The following is a 14541-nucleotide window of genomic DNA, read 5'->3' on the forward strand; positions in this document are numbered from 1 at the left end:
TACATAAACTTTACAGAACGGATATAAACCTGTTCAGTAAAGTTTTGATTTGCTCGGTCTTAAGTATGGCCTTGTAAATCCCGTCTTGACGTAAAAGTACTGGAGGAATGGTGAAGCAAATTGCAATTCGGAAGCACTTTAGCTATTTCAAAACGAATAGCGAAGAAATCCAAAGCAACTCTTTTGACGAAAAACTTGATCAACTTGATGAAGAGCTAAGGGCTGTTTTCAAAAAATATGGTCTTGAGATGGTAGAAAGACAAACACAATTTTTACCTATTCAAAAACTATCAATCTTTCATTGCGAGCAGTGTAACCAGCTTATGGTCAACAGAGATATGAACCCCACGAAATTTGATTCAAATGGGTTGTATGATGACCTCTCATATGTAGTGCTGGATGGTGGTACACATGATGGTAAAAATCTATGTGAAGAATGCCTACCATTCGCTCATCGTTGGGGGCACTATTCATGAAGAATTTAACAATATGTACAAGAGCAGGACGGGGTTTGAAACCCCGTCCTTAACGTTTCAAAATACCTGTAGGCACTGTTAGCGTTTGGAGACAAAAAACATGTTTTTTTGACTCCAATTCTCGTGGATGCCGAACGGGGCTTCCACTCCCAGTACTATAAACATTTCAATTTACCCGCAGATACCCCAAAACATTACGAAACGGATAACTCCTCCCTAAAATATCGGCTTTATTAACGAGACAATTTTCGTGTTTTTCGTGGACAAAAACCCTATATTACCAAGCGCGTATCGCCCCCATCTGAGACCACGCTATGAACAGCAGTAAAATCCCAAAGCCTTCGACTTATCTTACCGAAGTCAAAACCCTGTCCGACCGCATCGTCAAGGCACAACAACCTATCCGCATCTTGGATGCCATCAAATGGGATGACAGTATCAAACAAGCGTTTATGCAAAGCGGTTGCAAGGAATTGCCCGCCGTTGATGCCGACTATTACCGCCAACGCCCTTTAGGTTTTGACCCTGGCGACAAAAAAGACGAATTCCACCAAATCGAACGTGATCTGGTGCGCAAGCTGGGGCAGTTGAACCCGCTCAGCGTCATCATGCGCCGCATCTGCCGCGAATATCAGGATGTCGTGACCATGCTGGAAGGACGCGGCACGTCGGTGTTTTCCAATATTTCCCAAGAGCTGTACGGCTCGTCGCAAGACGTGTTCCATGTCGGCGACCCGACCATCGCCGATTTGGGCAGCATGATGGAATCGACCTTGCAGCAATTGCTAGATCTGGATTTCTTGGGCGAGGAACCCAAAACCATCAATGCCAAGGACGCGGTTGACATCCTTAACGCTAAAATCCAAGACGTTTTCCCTGGCGAAGGCTTACGCGCCATGCTCAGTGACGGCATAGTCTCCGATGCCGCAGCTGGCACGGATTACATCAAAATCCGCGCCGACGCGATGTTCAATATGCGGGATTTGCGCATTCTCGAAGTGCATGAGGTTTGGGTACATTTGGGGACGACCTTGAACGGGATGGAACAGCCGTATTGCACATTCCTGGGCAAAGGGCCGCCATCCGCGACCATCACCCAAGAAGGACTGGCGGTGTTGATGGAGATTTTGACCTTCAGCTCGACACCGGAGCGGCTGATGCGTTTGATTAACCGCGTCCGCGCCACCACGCTGGTGGAAGAAGGCGCTAATTTTTTGGATATTTTCGAATTTTTCCGCGCCAAAGGTTTGGATGAAGATGACAGCTACACCTTTAGCAGCCGCGTGTTCCGAGGCAGCAGCTCCACGGGGATGCCGTTCACCAAGGATTTGACGTACATCAAAGGCTTTGTGCTGACCTACAACTTCATGCGTCTGGCCGTCCACAAAGGCAAGCCCGATCGTATCCCGCTGTTGTTTTGCGGTAAGACCATGATTGAAGACATGAAAGTGATGGCGGATTTGGTCGAAGAAGGCACCGTGTCACCACCGCGCTTTCTGCCGCCACAATTTAAGGATTTGAACGGCTTGTCGGCCTGGATGAGCTTCAGCCGTTTTATGACCTCGCTGAATTTCCGGCAACTGGAGCAAGATTACGCGAATATTTTGTAAACGGATTTGGGAAGAAATCGGCCGGGATATGCCCGCCAACACGTTGCGTGGCCAGCCTTTGCTTAGGAGCAAATACCGGAGCCCAAACCTAGGTTTGGGCTCCAAGTAAAATGCCTTTCAACACTTAAACATGCCATGCCGAAACGCATGGGCGATAAAACAAAGCCTAGTTTATGGTAATCTTGGTTGCAGTGATGCTGCCGTTAGCCTTAAAGCCTTTGAACTCGGCAATTTGGCCAATAGCAAAAGAGCTTGCGCCTCCATTCATTTCACGTACCGTACAGTCTGCAAAATAGACCACGGTTTTGCCAACGGTGATGCTGTTTGTGCCCACCGCCGTTATCTTAGCGTGACCTTCCACTTTTTTGGCACCGCTTGGGACAACACAAGAAGCAACAGGTGGAGGCGTTGGTGTGGCTGTCGTAACGCAAGTGTTAGTTATTGGATCCAATACTGTAGAACCGGTGCAAGTTGGAACTACTGGCGTTGGTGTCACACACACATTACCTTGCAATACTTGAGGGCTGACACACGAGGGTGGCGGTGGCGTGACCACCACTGGCGGGTCAACGGTCAATGAACTAGGCACACAAATGGTGGAGGCATCCAAGGCACCGACATAAGTGACAACATTACCTATTGCAAAACTGCCATACGGAACCCCGTTAAAGGTAAATTGTGTGGTTCCTGGCGAACCATATACATTGCTGTACGCCACTTTTTGCCCATTGGCCAGCGTCATGAATAATTTGCTGCTGTTAAGGCCGGCGACAATCGCAGAAGTGCCTTGACACGCTGTGGGGATCACTGGCGGGTTATTGTCAATGACTTGGAACGCCACATCACCGATATTGCTGTCAGGATTTTGCTGGACGCCTTGGATATAAGCCCAACCTCCATAATAAGCGCCGTGATTATAATTCGGGTCAATCTGGCCCGTTACCGGGTTAATGGTCGGGGTACGGTCAATGGTGGCGAAAAACTGCCAATAAGTGCCCGTTCCGGTGGCTTCGTTATAGATCACCGTGTACTGCCGGCCCACTGTTAAAAATACACCCGCCGCGCCCAAATCAACACTTGCAACGCCATTGAAAGGTTTGGCGAGCGTTATCGGGGCAGGCGATGTATAGATGACCCGACCGCCCAAACCTTCGCCTTCATAAACGGTCACATCTAAAGAAACGGTAGGGCTTACCACCAAAGTAGGATCCCAAGCGCTCACGCCGCAAGCAGGGGCGCAGGTGTTGGCCCAAGCCTGTAATACTTGGTTATAAGTCTCTTGGTCGGCGACATAAACACCAATTGTCACATCGCCCGCAACGGCATTAAAAGATTGGCCAATGTTATTGTGCGCCAAACCCCAGCCACCAGCAGGCAGCGGCGGCGGGTTTAAAATATCTGTAGGCCCGGCATGTGCGGAACCCAACAGCACGAATAGCGCTAAAAATGCAATTATGTTTTTTCTCATATTATTGTTTCCCAATAAAGTTGTTGGACAACACGGACATACCGGGCAAGAAATCCCCAGTAATTTTTGGCTTGCAAATAAGTGATAAACGCTTATTCGCATGGGAAGTGCCAAAACTATGCCAACGCTAAAATACCAGGTTATTAAGCAATAAAATCAGTTATATAGCATAAAAAAATAAAGGCACTCTTTGCATGATGGATAGCGCAAAAAGTCGTGGCATCTACAAAACTTGCGGTATAAACCCTACGATTCTTGCAGTATTTTAAATGCCCCGCTGTGGCGGCCACCCCATCACGCCCGCGCACAAACCCAGACATCCACCTTAGCCACCCCCGCCTTTTTCAACACCTTCGCCAGCTCATGCACGGTTGAGCCCGTCGTCATCACATCGTCCACTATCGCCACATGCCCAACCTTGATGGGCTTGACCACGGCAAAGGCGCCCTTCAGATTTTTCCTGCGCTGCTTGGCGGTCAAACGGGTTTGGTGCGGCGTGTCGTGCCGCCGCTGGCAAGAGTGCAAATCCAGTGGCAGCCGCATGTCCTCGGCAACCGTCCTGGCAATTTCTATCGCCTGGTTAAATCCACGTTGCCGATAACGGCTATTGTGCAACGGCACGGGCAAGACCAATTCCGGTTTTTCGGCGGTTTCTTGCAGATGTTCCGCCAACAAATGCCCCAGCAACCGGGCGTTTTTATACTGTGCGCCGAATTTTAGGCCTGTGACCAAGTAACGCAAAGCATCCCCATAAACAAACGGCGCGTAAGTGTCATCAAATGCCGGGCGGCGGCTTAGGCAACGGCCACACAGCATGGGCGCGTCGGACTGCACTTCCAACCGCGCGGCGCATTGGTAGCAACATTGGCGATTACGCGGTAATTGCCGATGGCACGGCTGGCACAAGTCACGATGTGGCGTCCCTTTATTTCCGCATAACAGACAGGTAGGCGGCAACAGGTAATCCTGTATAATATCCATCCAGTTGTTTACTATTTTCATAATAACAAGTTGATAAGTGTGGTTTTACGCTTAGCAATAACTATAGCCGGAGTCTTCAAAAATGTCTGTATTACGCCATGACTGGCAGCTTGCCGAAGTGCTAGCCCTGTTCGCCCTACCCTTCAACGACCTGATCTTCAAGGCCCAAAGCACCCACCGCGAACATTTCGACCCGAACGAAGTGCAAATCAGCAGTTTGCTGAGCATCAAAACGGGTTCCTGCTCTGAAGACTGCGGTTATTGCCCGCAAAGTGCGCGTTACGATTCCGGCCTGCCCCCCGAAGCCCTGATGCCGATAGATAAAGTCCTGCAAGCCGCACAACAGGCCAAAGACCAAGGCGCATCACGGTTTTGTATGGGCGCGGCCTGGCGGCAACCGAAAGACCGTGACATCGAGCGCGTCGTTGAGATGGTGCAAGGCGTCAAAGCCTTAGGCATGGAAACTTGTGTGACTTTAGGCATGTTGACCGACACGCAAACCGCGCGGCTAAAAGAAGGCGGCCTGGATTACTACAACCACAATCTGGACACCTCGGAAGATTACTACTCAGAAGTCATCACCACCCGCACTTATAAAGATAGATTGGACACCTTGGCACGGGTACGCGATGCAGGCATTAACGTCTGCTGTGGCGGCATCGTCGGCATGGGCGAAGGCGAACAAGACCGCGCCAAGTTATTGATCGAACTGGCAAACATGCCTAAACATCCCGAAAGCGTACCCATCAACATGCTGGTGCAAGTCGAAGGCACACCGCTGATGGGCACAGAAAAACTCGACCCGCTAGTCTTCGTCCGCACCATCGCCGTCGCCCGCATCCTGATGCCAACTTCGCGTGTGCGCTTATCCGCAGGCCGCAAGGAAATGAGCGATGAAATGCAGGCTTTATGCTTCCTGGCGGGGGCTAATTCGATTTTCTATGGCGATAAATTGCTGACAACCGATAACCCGATGACTAATCATGATGTGGCTTTGTTTGGCCGTTTAGGGCTGCATTCGGGTGGGTCTAGTTATGCGAATTGAGATTTTTTCTAGGTTGGGCTGACTTTAGGAAGCCAAGCTTTGGGAAATGCGATAATGTAACGTTGCGTTATCTACGAACGAAAAATGCAAAAAGATCAAGAAATAGCTAAATTCATTGATGAAATCAGGGATAAATTTCCTGATGTTTCAATACAAATTGATAAATGGATGCTCCGTCAGGGATTGGAGCCAGAAGATAAATGGTATTGGGATATGATGGAAGCTTTTTCGCAAGCAACAACCGATGCTATTAAAAATTCTGATGAGCAGTTAGCGCTATCCCATTTGAGCTTCGTTTCTGAAAAACTAAAAATAGCATCAAAAATCGAGGAAGAGTTTATTGATGTTTATTACGTTGAATCTTTAATGTGGGACATAAAAGACAAGGAAAAATTAAAATGGGGCTGGAGTTTGATACCAGAGAACTTGAAAGAGCTTTATAAAGAAACATGGGGAGAGCCTGATTTTTAATAAGCAAGCGAATAGATAAGTAGGGTGGGCAACGCTTTTCTGCCCACCGATTATTCGGCAAATGGTGGGCAAAAAAGCATTGCCCACCCTACGGCTACACGGCTGCCCTTTATTATCAATGCCGGGCCACTCTAGCGTTACCACAAACCCAATCCAACCATGCCTTTTTCACATCTGACCGATAACCTCGATAAGCTGGCACAGCAAGGCTTATACCGCTCCCGCCGCACCATAACTTCCCCGCAAGGCATCCACCTGCAACTGGGTGGCAAATCTGCCGTCAATTTTTGCAGCAACGATTACCTAGGACTGGCGAACCATCCGGCGGTGGCGCAGGCGTTTAAGGATGCCGCCGACAGCTATGGTGTGGGCAGCGGTTCGGCGCATTTGATTTGCGGGCACAGCACCGCACACCACGCGTTGGAAGACGAGTTGGCGGCGTTTACCGGACGCGAACGGGCGCTGTTGTTTTCCACGGGCTACATGGCGAACATCGGCGTTATCAACGCCTTGGTCGGTCGCGGTGATGCGGTGTTTGAAGACCGCCTGAACCATGCGTCTTTATTGGATGGCGGTTTGTCATCGGGGGCGAAATTCAAACGCTATGCCCATGCCGATACCGCGCATCTGGAACCATTGCTGGCCCTAGCCACGGGCAATAAATTGGTCGTGACCGATGGCGTGTTCAGTATGGACGGTGATTTTGCCCCACTGCCAGAATTGGCGGCGGCGGCAAAAAACCAGGGGGCTTGGCTGATGGTCGATGATGCGCATGGCTTGGGCGTGATTGGCAAACACGGCGGCGGTTTGCTGGAACATTACGGCCTGAGCCAAGAGGATGTGCCTGTGCTGATGGGCACATTGGGCAAAGGCTTCGGCACCTTCGGCGCGTTTGTCGCAGGGTCTGAGGTGTTGGTCGAAACCTTGATCCAATCCGCCCGGACTTATATTTACACCACCGCTTTGCCACCCGCCATTGCTGAAGCCACCCGCGCCAGTTTGCAAATTATTAAGACCGAAAATTGGCGTAGGGAAAAGCTCAATACTTTAGTGGCGAGGTTCCGCTCCGGCGCGGAGCAACTGGGTTTGCAACTGATGCCTTCATCGTCACCTATTCAGCCGATACTAGTTGGCGACAGCCAACGCACCGTGGCAATCAGCAACGCCTTATTAGAAGCAGGATTTTTGGTCAGCGCGATACGTCCGCCTACCGTGGCGCAGGGTACGGCACGGTTGCGGGTGACTTTATCGGCGTCACATGAAGAGGCGATGGTTGATGGCTTGTTAGACGCGCTTGATGCTATTAACGGTAAGTTGGGACAAGCTGCCCTATAGATAGCCATTAGAAATGGCTTTTTATTCGGAGCACAAACATAGCACTCCCGCACCCGTTGCTTGCCGTTGATTTTCCCGCCACCGAGTATTACCATTAAAGTATTACCCACAAACAGGATTGCCACCATGCGCGTAACCACAAAAGGCCAAGTGACCATTCCGCTCAACGTTCGGGAAAGCATGGGCATATTGCCCGCCGAAACCGAAATAGATTTCCGGCAAGACGAGCAGGGCCGCTGGTATATCGAAAAAAGCCAAGCCGCCGATAAACAAGCTAGCCGTTTCCGTACCGCCCATAAAACCGCAAAATTAACCCTGTCCACGGAGGAAATCATGGCACTGACACGGGGCGGACCGTGGCCGTCATCCTAATTGACAGTTGCATCATCACCGACCTTGCCGATCCTTCCAGCGATTGGCATGAATGGAGTGCGGGAACCTTGGAAAAATTGGACGGCAATAACAAAATGGTCATCAATCCCATTATTTACGCCGAATGCTCAATCGGTTTCCAACGTATTGAAGACGTTGAAGCATTGTTTGTGCATTTGCGCTTACCCATAAAGCCGCTTCCGAAAGAAGCCTTGTTCCTTGCAGGGAAAGCCTATTTGGATTACAAAAAGCGTAAGGGGGAAAAAGGCAACGTGCTACCTGATTTTTTCATCGGCGCCCATGCCGCCGTGTCTGGCTATGGTTTGGTGACGCGCGATAAAGGCAGGTTTAGCACTTATTTTCCCAGTGTCCGCTTAATCATGCCCCGTGAATAACTTGAACATTTTTTGGAATTATTATGCACACTAAATTGACCTTAGATATAGAGGACGACTTAATCCATCAAGTTGAAGCCTACGCAAAAACCAAAAACAAATCAGTTTCAGACATTGTCATTGACTATTTTCAAGAGCTTACCCAGCAGAAACAAGCCAATCCCTTACTGCCAATCACCCAATCACTACTGGGCATATTACAACATTGCGAAGTGGACGAAACCGATTATAAACAGTATTTAAAGGACAAATATCTTTGAAAATCCTGTTTGACACCAATGTGGTGCTTGATTTGCTGCTTAATCGTGAGCCTTTTGCCAAGGATGCGGCGATTCTGTTTAATGCTGTGGAAAGCTGTAAAATTCAAGGGGTTCTGTGTGCAACAACCATCACCACCATTGATTATTTGTGCGCCAAAAGTATCGGCGGCACACTTGCCAAGCAGGCTATCAAATCATTGCTTGAGTTGTTTCTTATTGCCGAGGTCAACCAAAAAATTCTGGTGGCGGCACTTGACTCATCGTTTGCCGATTTTGAAGACGCTGTTTTATATCAGGCTGGCATTTATGTAGGTGTTGACGGTTTGGTGACCCGTAACGTCAAAGACTTTAGTTCAGCCGAATCCCCTGTTTATACACCGCCTGATTTGTGCCAAATAATCCAAACTGTCCAGCATTAGGCATTACCTAAACCCATAGAATATCCCGCTTGCAAAACCACGAAAGGATTCTAATCCCTTGCAAAAACTCCACCACCAAACCCTAGGGGCCGGCAAACCCATCGTCCTCATCCACGGCTGGGCGATGCACAGCGGCATCTGGCAGGATTTTGCCGAACGACTCGCCGGGCATTACCAAGTCACGCTAGTCGATTTGCCAGGACATGGGCATAGCGGCCCGCTCACGCCGTTCACTTTAGAGAACATCACCGATAGGCTGGCGCAAACCTTGCCCGATAAACCCTGTTGTTGGCTAGGCTGGTCGTTGGGTGCTGCGGTGGTTCTGGAGATGGCGCGGCGGTTTCCTGAACGCGTCGACCGCTTGGTGTTGGTGGCGGGCAACCCGTGTTTCCTGCAACAAAATGGCTGGCCTGGCATGAAGCCGGACGTGCTGGACAAATTCGCCGCCAACCTGCAACAAGACACGCAAGCCACATTGACACGGTTCTTGGCAATCCAGGTCATGGCCTTAGCCAATGCCAAAGCCCTGGCGAAATCCTTAAAAACCGCCGTGCTGTCGCGCCCCATGCCAGACAACACGGCTTTACAAGGCGGCTTGGACATCCTCAAAACCACCGATTTGCGGCCCGCGTTGGCGGCGGCCACCGTCCCCGTGCTGGTGGTGTTGGGCAAAAAAGATAGCCTCGTCCCCGCCGCGCTCAGCCACGCCTTACCGCACTGCCAACCCGCCGCACAAGTATGTTTGCTGGAACAGGCCGCACACACCCCTTTCTTGTCACATCCTGAGGAGATGCTCGCCTTGCTCAAAGATTTTATGGAAAACCAACGTTGATGGACAAACGCAAAATCAAACAAGCCTTTTCCGCCGCTGCCGCCAGCTATGACGGCGCGGCGCAGTTGCAACGCAGTGTCGGCACGGCCTTGTTGCAGTCGGCAGATTTGGCAAACCAACATGGCACCTTGTTGGACATCGGCTGCGGCACGGGGTTTTTGACGGGCGAATTGCTGGCCTTATCACCTTGCCAAGAGCTAATCGCTTTGGACATGGCCTTGCCTATGCTGCACGCCACGCGGCAAAAGCTCAGCGGCCACACCAACGTGCATTACCTATGCGCCGATGCCGAAGCCTTGCCGCTGGCCGACCAAAGCGTCGACGGCGTGTTTTCCAATCTGGCTCTGCAATGGTGCGGCGACCTTCGAGCCGTGTTTGCTGACATCCGGCGGGTGCTCAAGCCGGACGGGCAATTGGTGTTTGCCACCTTCGGCACGGAAACTTTGCAGGAATTAAAAAATGCTTGGGCTACGGAAGACAACTACCAACATGTCAATGATTTTCATGATGAAACCTATCTTATTGATGGCCTGCAACAGGCGGGGTTCAGGGCCATCCACAGCCAACGGCAACATCACCAGCCGCGTTATGCCTCGGTGCTGGAACTGATGCGGGAACTGAAACACCTCGGGGCGCATAATGTGCTGCCCAGACGCAATAAGGGCGTGACCGGCAAAACCGCACTACAGCGCATGATGGCGGCCTATCCCCGCAACCCGCAGGAGCCTACCATCAGCGCGACTTTCGATGTCATCATGGTCAGCGCGAAACGATGAACACGGGCTACTTCATCACCGGAACCGATACTAACGTCGGCAAAACCTGGGCAACCGTCGCGCTGATGCATTATTTCAAACAGCAAGGGCAAAGCGTCGCCGCCATGAAACCCGTGGCGGCAGGCTGCATCATGCAAGACGGCCATTGGCAAAACGAAGACGCCCTGCTGCTGCAACAACACGCTTCCCGGCCATTGCCTTATGGATGGGTCAACCCTTACGCTTACGAAATGCCCGTGTCACCCCATTTGGCGGGCAAAGAAAATCCGGCCGATTTGGCGAAAATCCTCGCTTGCTGCCATCAGCTTAAAACCCAAGCCGATGTGCTGTTGGTCGAAGGTGCGGGCGGCTGGTACGCGCCCATCAACACCCATCAGGACATCAGCGACTTGGCAAAAGCCTTGCAATTGCCCGTGATTTTGGTGGTCGCCATCCGTTTAGGCTGTATCAACCACGCCAAACTCACGCATCAGGCGATTGCCGCCTCCGGTTTGGCCTGTGCGGGCTGGATAGCGGTTTGTAATGATGCACACATGCTGATGCCGGAGGAAAATATCGCCACCTTGGCTGCCGCATTAACTGCGCCGTTAATGGGGGTGTTCCCCTATCAAAATGTTGCCGATTTTGCTTCCCTTGCCCGGCGCTTGCAGGGTGTAGGAATACCCCCAAAAAGTATCGGCCCAATAGCTTGAATATAAAAATTTGCTAATATAGAATCCCTACTAACATTAAGTATTTATGCTTGATGCTTAAATAAGACATTGTCGCCTGAGGAGGTTTTATGTTTAACAAAAATAATAACAACTATTCCCGCCGCCGTTTTTTGGCCCAATCTGGCTTAGGCTTATTGGCGTTTGCGGGCATGCCAAACCTGCTAAATGCGATGGAAGGGATGGGGGCCATGCCAAAATTGCCGCCACATACCGCCAACCCCAATTTTAAAGCGGATGTGGAAATTGAATTGTTTTGCAAACCCACCTCAGTGGCGATCCTGGTCGGGCAGCAAACACAAGTGCTGCAATATTCCGCCCGCTTGCTACACGGCCCGAAAGAGGCGGTGACAGAAATCCCCGGCTCGTATCTGGGTCCCATCATCCGCCTGCAAAAAGGCCAAAAAGTCCGCATCCATTTGCATAATGGCCTGTCCGAACCGACCGTGACGCACTGGCATGGCCTGCATGTCCCCGCCGAGCAGGACGGCCATCCTTTGTACGCGATTGATCCCGGCGAAAAATTGGTTTATGAATTTGAGGTGCTGAACCGCGCCAGCATGAACATTTACCATCCGCATCCGCATGAAACCACCGCCAAACAGGTGTATCACGGTTTGGCGGGCGCTTTATTCGTTAATGACGAAGAAGAAGCCGCACTGGGCTTGCCATCGGGGGATTATGAAATACCCATCGTCATCCAAGACCGTTTATTTGATGCCCAAAACCAGCTGGTCTACGTGCGGCACATGCATGACCGCATGACAGGGTTTTACGGCGACCGTATTTTGGTCAATGGTCGGGCGGATTTCCAGATGGATGTCGATAGCCGCGCTTACCGTCTGCGGTTTTTGAACGGCTCCACGGCACGGATTTATAAATTAGGATGGGATGACGGCACACCGATCACCGTCATCGGCGTGGACGGGGGGTTGCTGGAAAAACCCGAAACCAAGCCTTATATGATGCTAGCCCCAGGCGAGCGTTTGGATGTCTGGGCGGATTTCTCAGGCCGCGCCGAAGGCTCGCAATTGGTCATGCGCAGCTTGGCTTTCAGCGGCGTGCTGCCCAAAATGGGCATGATGATGAACCATGGCGGCTTGCCGGTCGGTAGCGATTACCCCATCTTTACCGCCAAAGTGACCCGCAAAGTCAGCGACAGCCCCAAACTGCCCAACACCTTATCCAGCTTCCGCCGCTACGCCATCACTGACACCGCCAACCCCAACAAACCCGTGCCCATCGCCATTTCCGAAGCGCACATGGCGATGTTGTTGAATGGGCGGCCTTATGCTTACAACGACGTCCAGGATATTGAACGCATTCCGGTCAACACCGTGCAACTGATGGAGATTTTCCATGCGCATGGCGGCGGGCATGGCCAAACCACGGCAAACGAGGGGCAAGAAGCCGGGCATCAGGGGGGCATGGGCATGGGAGGTATGCGCCACGGCGGCATGGGCGGCGGCATGGGAATGGGCGGTATGCGCCATGGTGGTATGGGTGGCGGTATGAGAGGCATGGGCATGATGATGGCCATGGCCCATCCTATCCATTTGCACGGCCAATCATTCCAAATCGCCAGCCGCAGCATTGCCAACGGAAACGAAGCCGATTACGCCACTGTGCATGAAGGCTTCATCGACAGCGGCCTAAAAGACACCGTGCTGGTCATGCCCGGCGAAAGCGTCCGCATCATCAAACCGTTCCAGGATTTCAAAGGCCTGTTCATGTACCATTGCCATAACCTTGAACATGAGGATATGGGCATGATGCGGGATTTTTTGGTGGTGTAGGCCACCTTTCTTAAGTAGACATGGGCGCATACGGTAGGCCAATATGATTTAAATTGTCAAACCTGATACAAAAAGTGAACGGGTTAACATCTTTATCTTAATTGCTTTAGTACAATCAGAAGGCCATTTAACCGAATGACTGGAATAAGTCGGTTAAATGGCCTTCCTGTTTCTCAAAAACCAATTTATTTAAAGGCATCTCATCATGGCGATTTATAAAGGCGATAACACGAACAACACCATTACTGGCTCCATTAATGCTGACTTTATCTATGGTTACGCAGGGAACGATAAGCTCATTGGCTTGGGCGGGGCAGATTATATTGATGGCGGTGATGGCAATGATGGTCTTGAAGGCGGAGAAGGGAACGACACGCTGATTGGAGGTAACGGTGCAGATTATGCCGATTATTCTTCTGCCACCAATGGAATCACTGCAAACCTAACAATGGGTAAGGCCTTTGGCCAAGGTTTAGACACGCTCAAAACTATTGAAGACATCGAGGGCAGTCAATTTGACGATACACTGACTGGTGATGGGGGTGCAAATGCATTGTACGGCAATGACGGAACCGACAAATTATTTGGTTTAGATGGAAACGATACCCTTTACGGCGGTGATGCAGAAGATAACAGCCATGACATCCTACATGGTGGCAACGGAAATGACATCTTGTACGGAGGCGAGGGGAGCGACACGTTATATGGCGACGATGGCAATGATATTATGTACGGAGGCTTTCTTTTTGATCTTGCTGGCAACAACGTGCTTTATGGAGGAAAAGGTAACGATACCCTTTATGGCGGGGATGGTTTCGGAGTAGGTAAAAATGACAGGCTATATGGGGGTGAAGGGGATGATATTCTCAACGATATTTTCAGTAATAGTTTTAGCAGATGCACTTTGATTGGTGGTGATGGTAAAGATATCTTTAGTGGGGGATTTAATAAAGACAATATCATCTTAACCGAAACTATAGCAGCAACCGATACTGTCATTATTAACCTACAGGATAGCCTGCTTAAGGTATTCAACCCTTTTGTGGGCAAATACGTCAATAGCGTTGATACCATTACTGGCTTCACCCTCAGCAATGGAGTAATTACTAAAGGGGCAGACCAACTTGACATACAATCCATAAATATTGCAGCTAACACCACAGGTGTTGATGGTGTAAATGCTGGCATCATACGCAGCCACGCCATCAAAAACGGCATCATCAGTTTTGATGATGCCAACACATACAGCAGCGCATTGGACTTAACGGCAGAGAACCTAGGAGGGGTATTTAAGTATCTACAGAATAATTTTGGCAAAGGGGAAACCTTTGCCTTTACTGCCGCAGGCAACACTTATTTATACCAAGATGACGGAAGTTTTCATGAAGCAAGCATTATTCCTGACAATGATATGGTAGTGCAGCTAAATGGCGTGACAGCAACCAATCTCAACACCAACGGATTGGCTGCGGGTGGAATTTGGTTAGTCTAAGCACATCCATCCGGCCATGATTTGTGGGCACGATTAGATTCGCGCCCATATTACGTTGAGGCCACAGTGTGCTTTGTTCTAATAAAACACCATCAAACCGTCT

The 14541-nt window shown here is 50.5% G+C and carries 16 protein-coding genes; 14 read left to right on the top strand and 2 right to left on the bottom strand.

All coding sequences use genetic code 11. The features are described from left to right. Positions 1–107: 107 nt before the first annotated feature. Positions 108–476: a hypothetical protein gene (locus METMI_RS0105895; RefSeq protein ID WP_019865342.1), complete on the top strand. Its 369-nt coding sequence runs from the start codon at positions 108–110 to the stop codon at positions 474–476. Between the two features lie 314 nt (positions 477–790). Continuing rightward, positions 791–2086: a flavohemoglobin expression-modulating QEGLA motif protein gene (locus METMI_RS0105900; RefSeq protein ID WP_019865343.1), complete on the top strand. Its 1296-nt coding sequence runs from the start codon at positions 791–793 to the stop codon at positions 2084–2086. Between the two features lie 166 nt (positions 2087–2252). Here the strand turns inward: METMI_RS0105900 and METMI_RS0105905 are convergent, their stop codons facing one another. Beyond that, complete coding sequence (locus METMI_RS0105905) at positions 2253–3554, bottom strand: DUF5666 domain-containing protein (RefSeq protein WP_019865344.1); 1302 nt, start codon at positions 3552–3554, stop codon at positions 2253–2255. Between the two features lie 294 nt (positions 3555–3848). Then, entirely contained in the window at positions 3849–4535 is a 687-nt protein-coding gene (locus tag METMI_RS0105910; protein ID WP_332248657.1) for a ComF family protein, read from the bottom strand. A gap of 82 nt (positions 4536–4617) precedes the next feature. Here METMI_RS0105910 and bioB point away from each other — a divergent pair, with 82 nt between their 5' ends. The 12 genes from bioB to METMI_RS25330 all read left to right on the top strand — a co-directional run bounded on the left by bioB (position 4618) and on the right by METMI_RS25330 (position 14438). After that, positions 4618–5580, top strand: coding sequence for a biotin synthase BioB (gene bioB / locus METMI_RS0105915; protein ID WP_019865346.1), 963 nt, complete (start codon positions 4618–4620; stop codon positions 5578–5580). Positions 5581–5664: 84 nt separating this feature from the next. Beyond that, positions 5665–6051: a DUF7674 family protein gene (locus METMI_RS23245; RefSeq protein WP_019865347.1), complete on the top strand. Its 387-nt coding sequence runs from the start codon at positions 5665–5667 to the stop codon at positions 6049–6051. Between the two features lie 159 nt (positions 6052–6210). Beyond that, on the top strand, positions 6211–7386 hold the full coding sequence (gene bioF / locus METMI_RS0105925; protein ID WP_019865348.1) for an 8-amino-7-oxononanoate synthase: 1176 nt from the start codon (positions 6211–6213) through the stop codon (positions 7384–7386). Positions 7387–7512: 126 nt separating this feature from the next. Then, positions 7513–7758, top strand: coding sequence for an AbrB/MazE/SpoVT family DNA-binding domain-containing protein (locus METMI_RS0105930; protein WP_019865349.1), 246 nt, complete (start codon positions 7513–7515; stop codon positions 7756–7758). Beyond that, positions 7743–8153, top strand: coding sequence for a type II toxin-antitoxin system VapC family toxin (locus tag METMI_RS0105935; protein ID WP_019865350.1), 411 nt, complete (start codon positions 7743–7745; stop codon positions 8151–8153). The genes METMI_RS0105930 and METMI_RS0105935 overlap by 16 nt, the downstream gene beginning before the upstream one ends. 23 nt (positions 8154–8176) lie before the next feature. Next, complete coding sequence (locus METMI_RS0105940; RefSeq protein ID WP_019865351.1) at positions 8177–8413, top strand: DUF6364 family protein; 237 nt, start codon at positions 8177–8179, stop codon at positions 8411–8413. Then, a complete protein-coding gene (locus METMI_RS0105945; RefSeq protein ID WP_019865352.1) occupies positions 8410–8832 on the top strand; it encodes a PIN domain-containing protein in 423 nt (140 codons plus the stop codon). Before METMI_RS0105940 ends, METMI_RS0105945 begins: the two co-directional genes overlap by 4 nt. Positions 8833–8890: 58 nt before the next feature. Continuing rightward, a complete protein-coding gene (gene bioH, locus METMI_RS0105950; RefSeq protein ID WP_019865353.1) occupies positions 8891–9664 on the top strand; it encodes a pimeloyl-ACP methyl ester esterase BioH in 774 nt (257 codons plus the stop codon). Further along, complete coding sequence (bioC, locus tag METMI_RS0105955) at positions 9664–10440, top strand: malonyl-ACP O-methyltransferase BioC (RefSeq protein ID WP_019865354.1); 777 nt, start codon at positions 9664–9666, stop codon at positions 10438–10440. Before bioH ends, bioC begins: the two co-directional genes overlap by 1 nt. Then, positions 10437–11132, top strand: a complete 696-nt coding sequence (gene bioD, locus METMI_RS23250; protein ID WP_019865355.1) for a dethiobiotin synthase — start codon at positions 10437–10439, stop codon at positions 11130–11132. The genes bioC and bioD overlap by 4 nt, the downstream gene beginning before the upstream one ends. 89 nt (positions 11133–11221) lie before the next feature. Further along, the gene (locus METMI_RS0105965; protein WP_019865356.1) at positions 11222–12946 is read left to right on the top strand and encodes a multicopper oxidase family protein; all 1725 of its coding nucleotides are present in this window, start codon (positions 11222–11224) and stop codon (positions 12944–12946) included. Between the two features lie 205 nt (positions 12947–13151). Beyond that, the gene (locus METMI_RS25330; RefSeq protein ID WP_019865357.1) at positions 13152–14438 is read left to right on the top strand and encodes a calcium-binding protein; all 1287 of its coding nucleotides are present in this window, start codon (positions 13152–13154) and stop codon (positions 14436–14438) included. Positions 14439–14541 lie beyond the last annotated feature (103 nt).

This window comes from Methylovulum miyakonense HT12, from assembly GCF_000384075.1.
In the GTDB taxonomy this organism is placed as follows: Bacteria; Pseudomonadota; Gammaproteobacteria; order Methylococcales; family Methylomonadaceae; genus Methylovulum; species Methylovulum miyakonense.

Excerpts from the sequence above, each read along its gene's own strand:
- bioD (WP_019865355.1), top strand. The coding sequence starts at position 10,437 with ATGAACACGGGCTACTTCATCACCGGAACCGATACTAACGTCGGCAAA.
- METMI_RS0105910 (WP_332248657.1), bottom strand. The coding sequence starts at position 4,535 with ATGGATATTATACAGGATTACCTGTTGCCGCCTACCTGTCTGTTATGC.
- METMI_RS0105900 (WP_019865343.1), top strand. The coding sequence starts at position 791 with ATGAACAGCAGTAAAATCCCAAAGCCTTCGACTTATCTTACCGAAGTC.
- METMI_RS25330 (WP_019865357.1), top strand. The coding sequence starts at position 13,152 with ATGGCGATTTATAAAGGCGATAACACGAACAACACCATTACTGGCTCC.
- bioC (WP_019865354.1), top strand. The coding sequence starts at position 9,664 with ATGGACAAACGCAAAATCAAACAAGCCTTTTCCGCCGCTGCCGCCAGC.
- METMI_RS0105905 (WP_019865344.1), bottom strand. The coding sequence starts at position 3,554 with ATGAGAAAAAACATAATTGCATTTTTAGCGCTATTCGTGCTGTTGGGT.
- METMI_RS0105940 (WP_019865351.1), top strand. The coding sequence starts at position 8,177 with ATGCACACTAAATTGACCTTAGATATAGAGGACGACTTAATCCATCAA.
- METMI_RS23245 (WP_019865347.1), top strand. The coding sequence starts at position 5,665 with ATGCAAAAAGATCAAGAAATAGCTAAATTCATTGATGAAATCAGGGAT.
- METMI_RS0105965 (WP_019865356.1), top strand. The coding sequence starts at position 11,222 with ATGTTTAACAAAAATAATAACAACTATTCCCGCCGCCGTTTTTTGGCC.
- METMI_RS0105895 (WP_019865342.1), top strand. The coding sequence starts at position 108 with ATGGTGAAGCAAATTGCAATTCGGAAGCACTTTAGCTATTTCAAAACG.
- bioB (WP_019865346.1), top strand. The coding sequence starts at position 4,618 with ATGTCTGTATTACGCCATGACTGGCAGCTTGCCGAAGTGCTAGCCCTG.
- METMI_RS0105930 (WP_019865349.1), top strand. The coding sequence starts at position 7,513 with ATGCGCGTAACCACAAAAGGCCAAGTGACCATTCCGCTCAACGTTCGG.
- bioF (WP_019865348.1), top strand. The coding sequence starts at position 6,211 with ATGCCTTTTTCACATCTGACCGATAACCTCGATAAGCTGGCACAGCAA.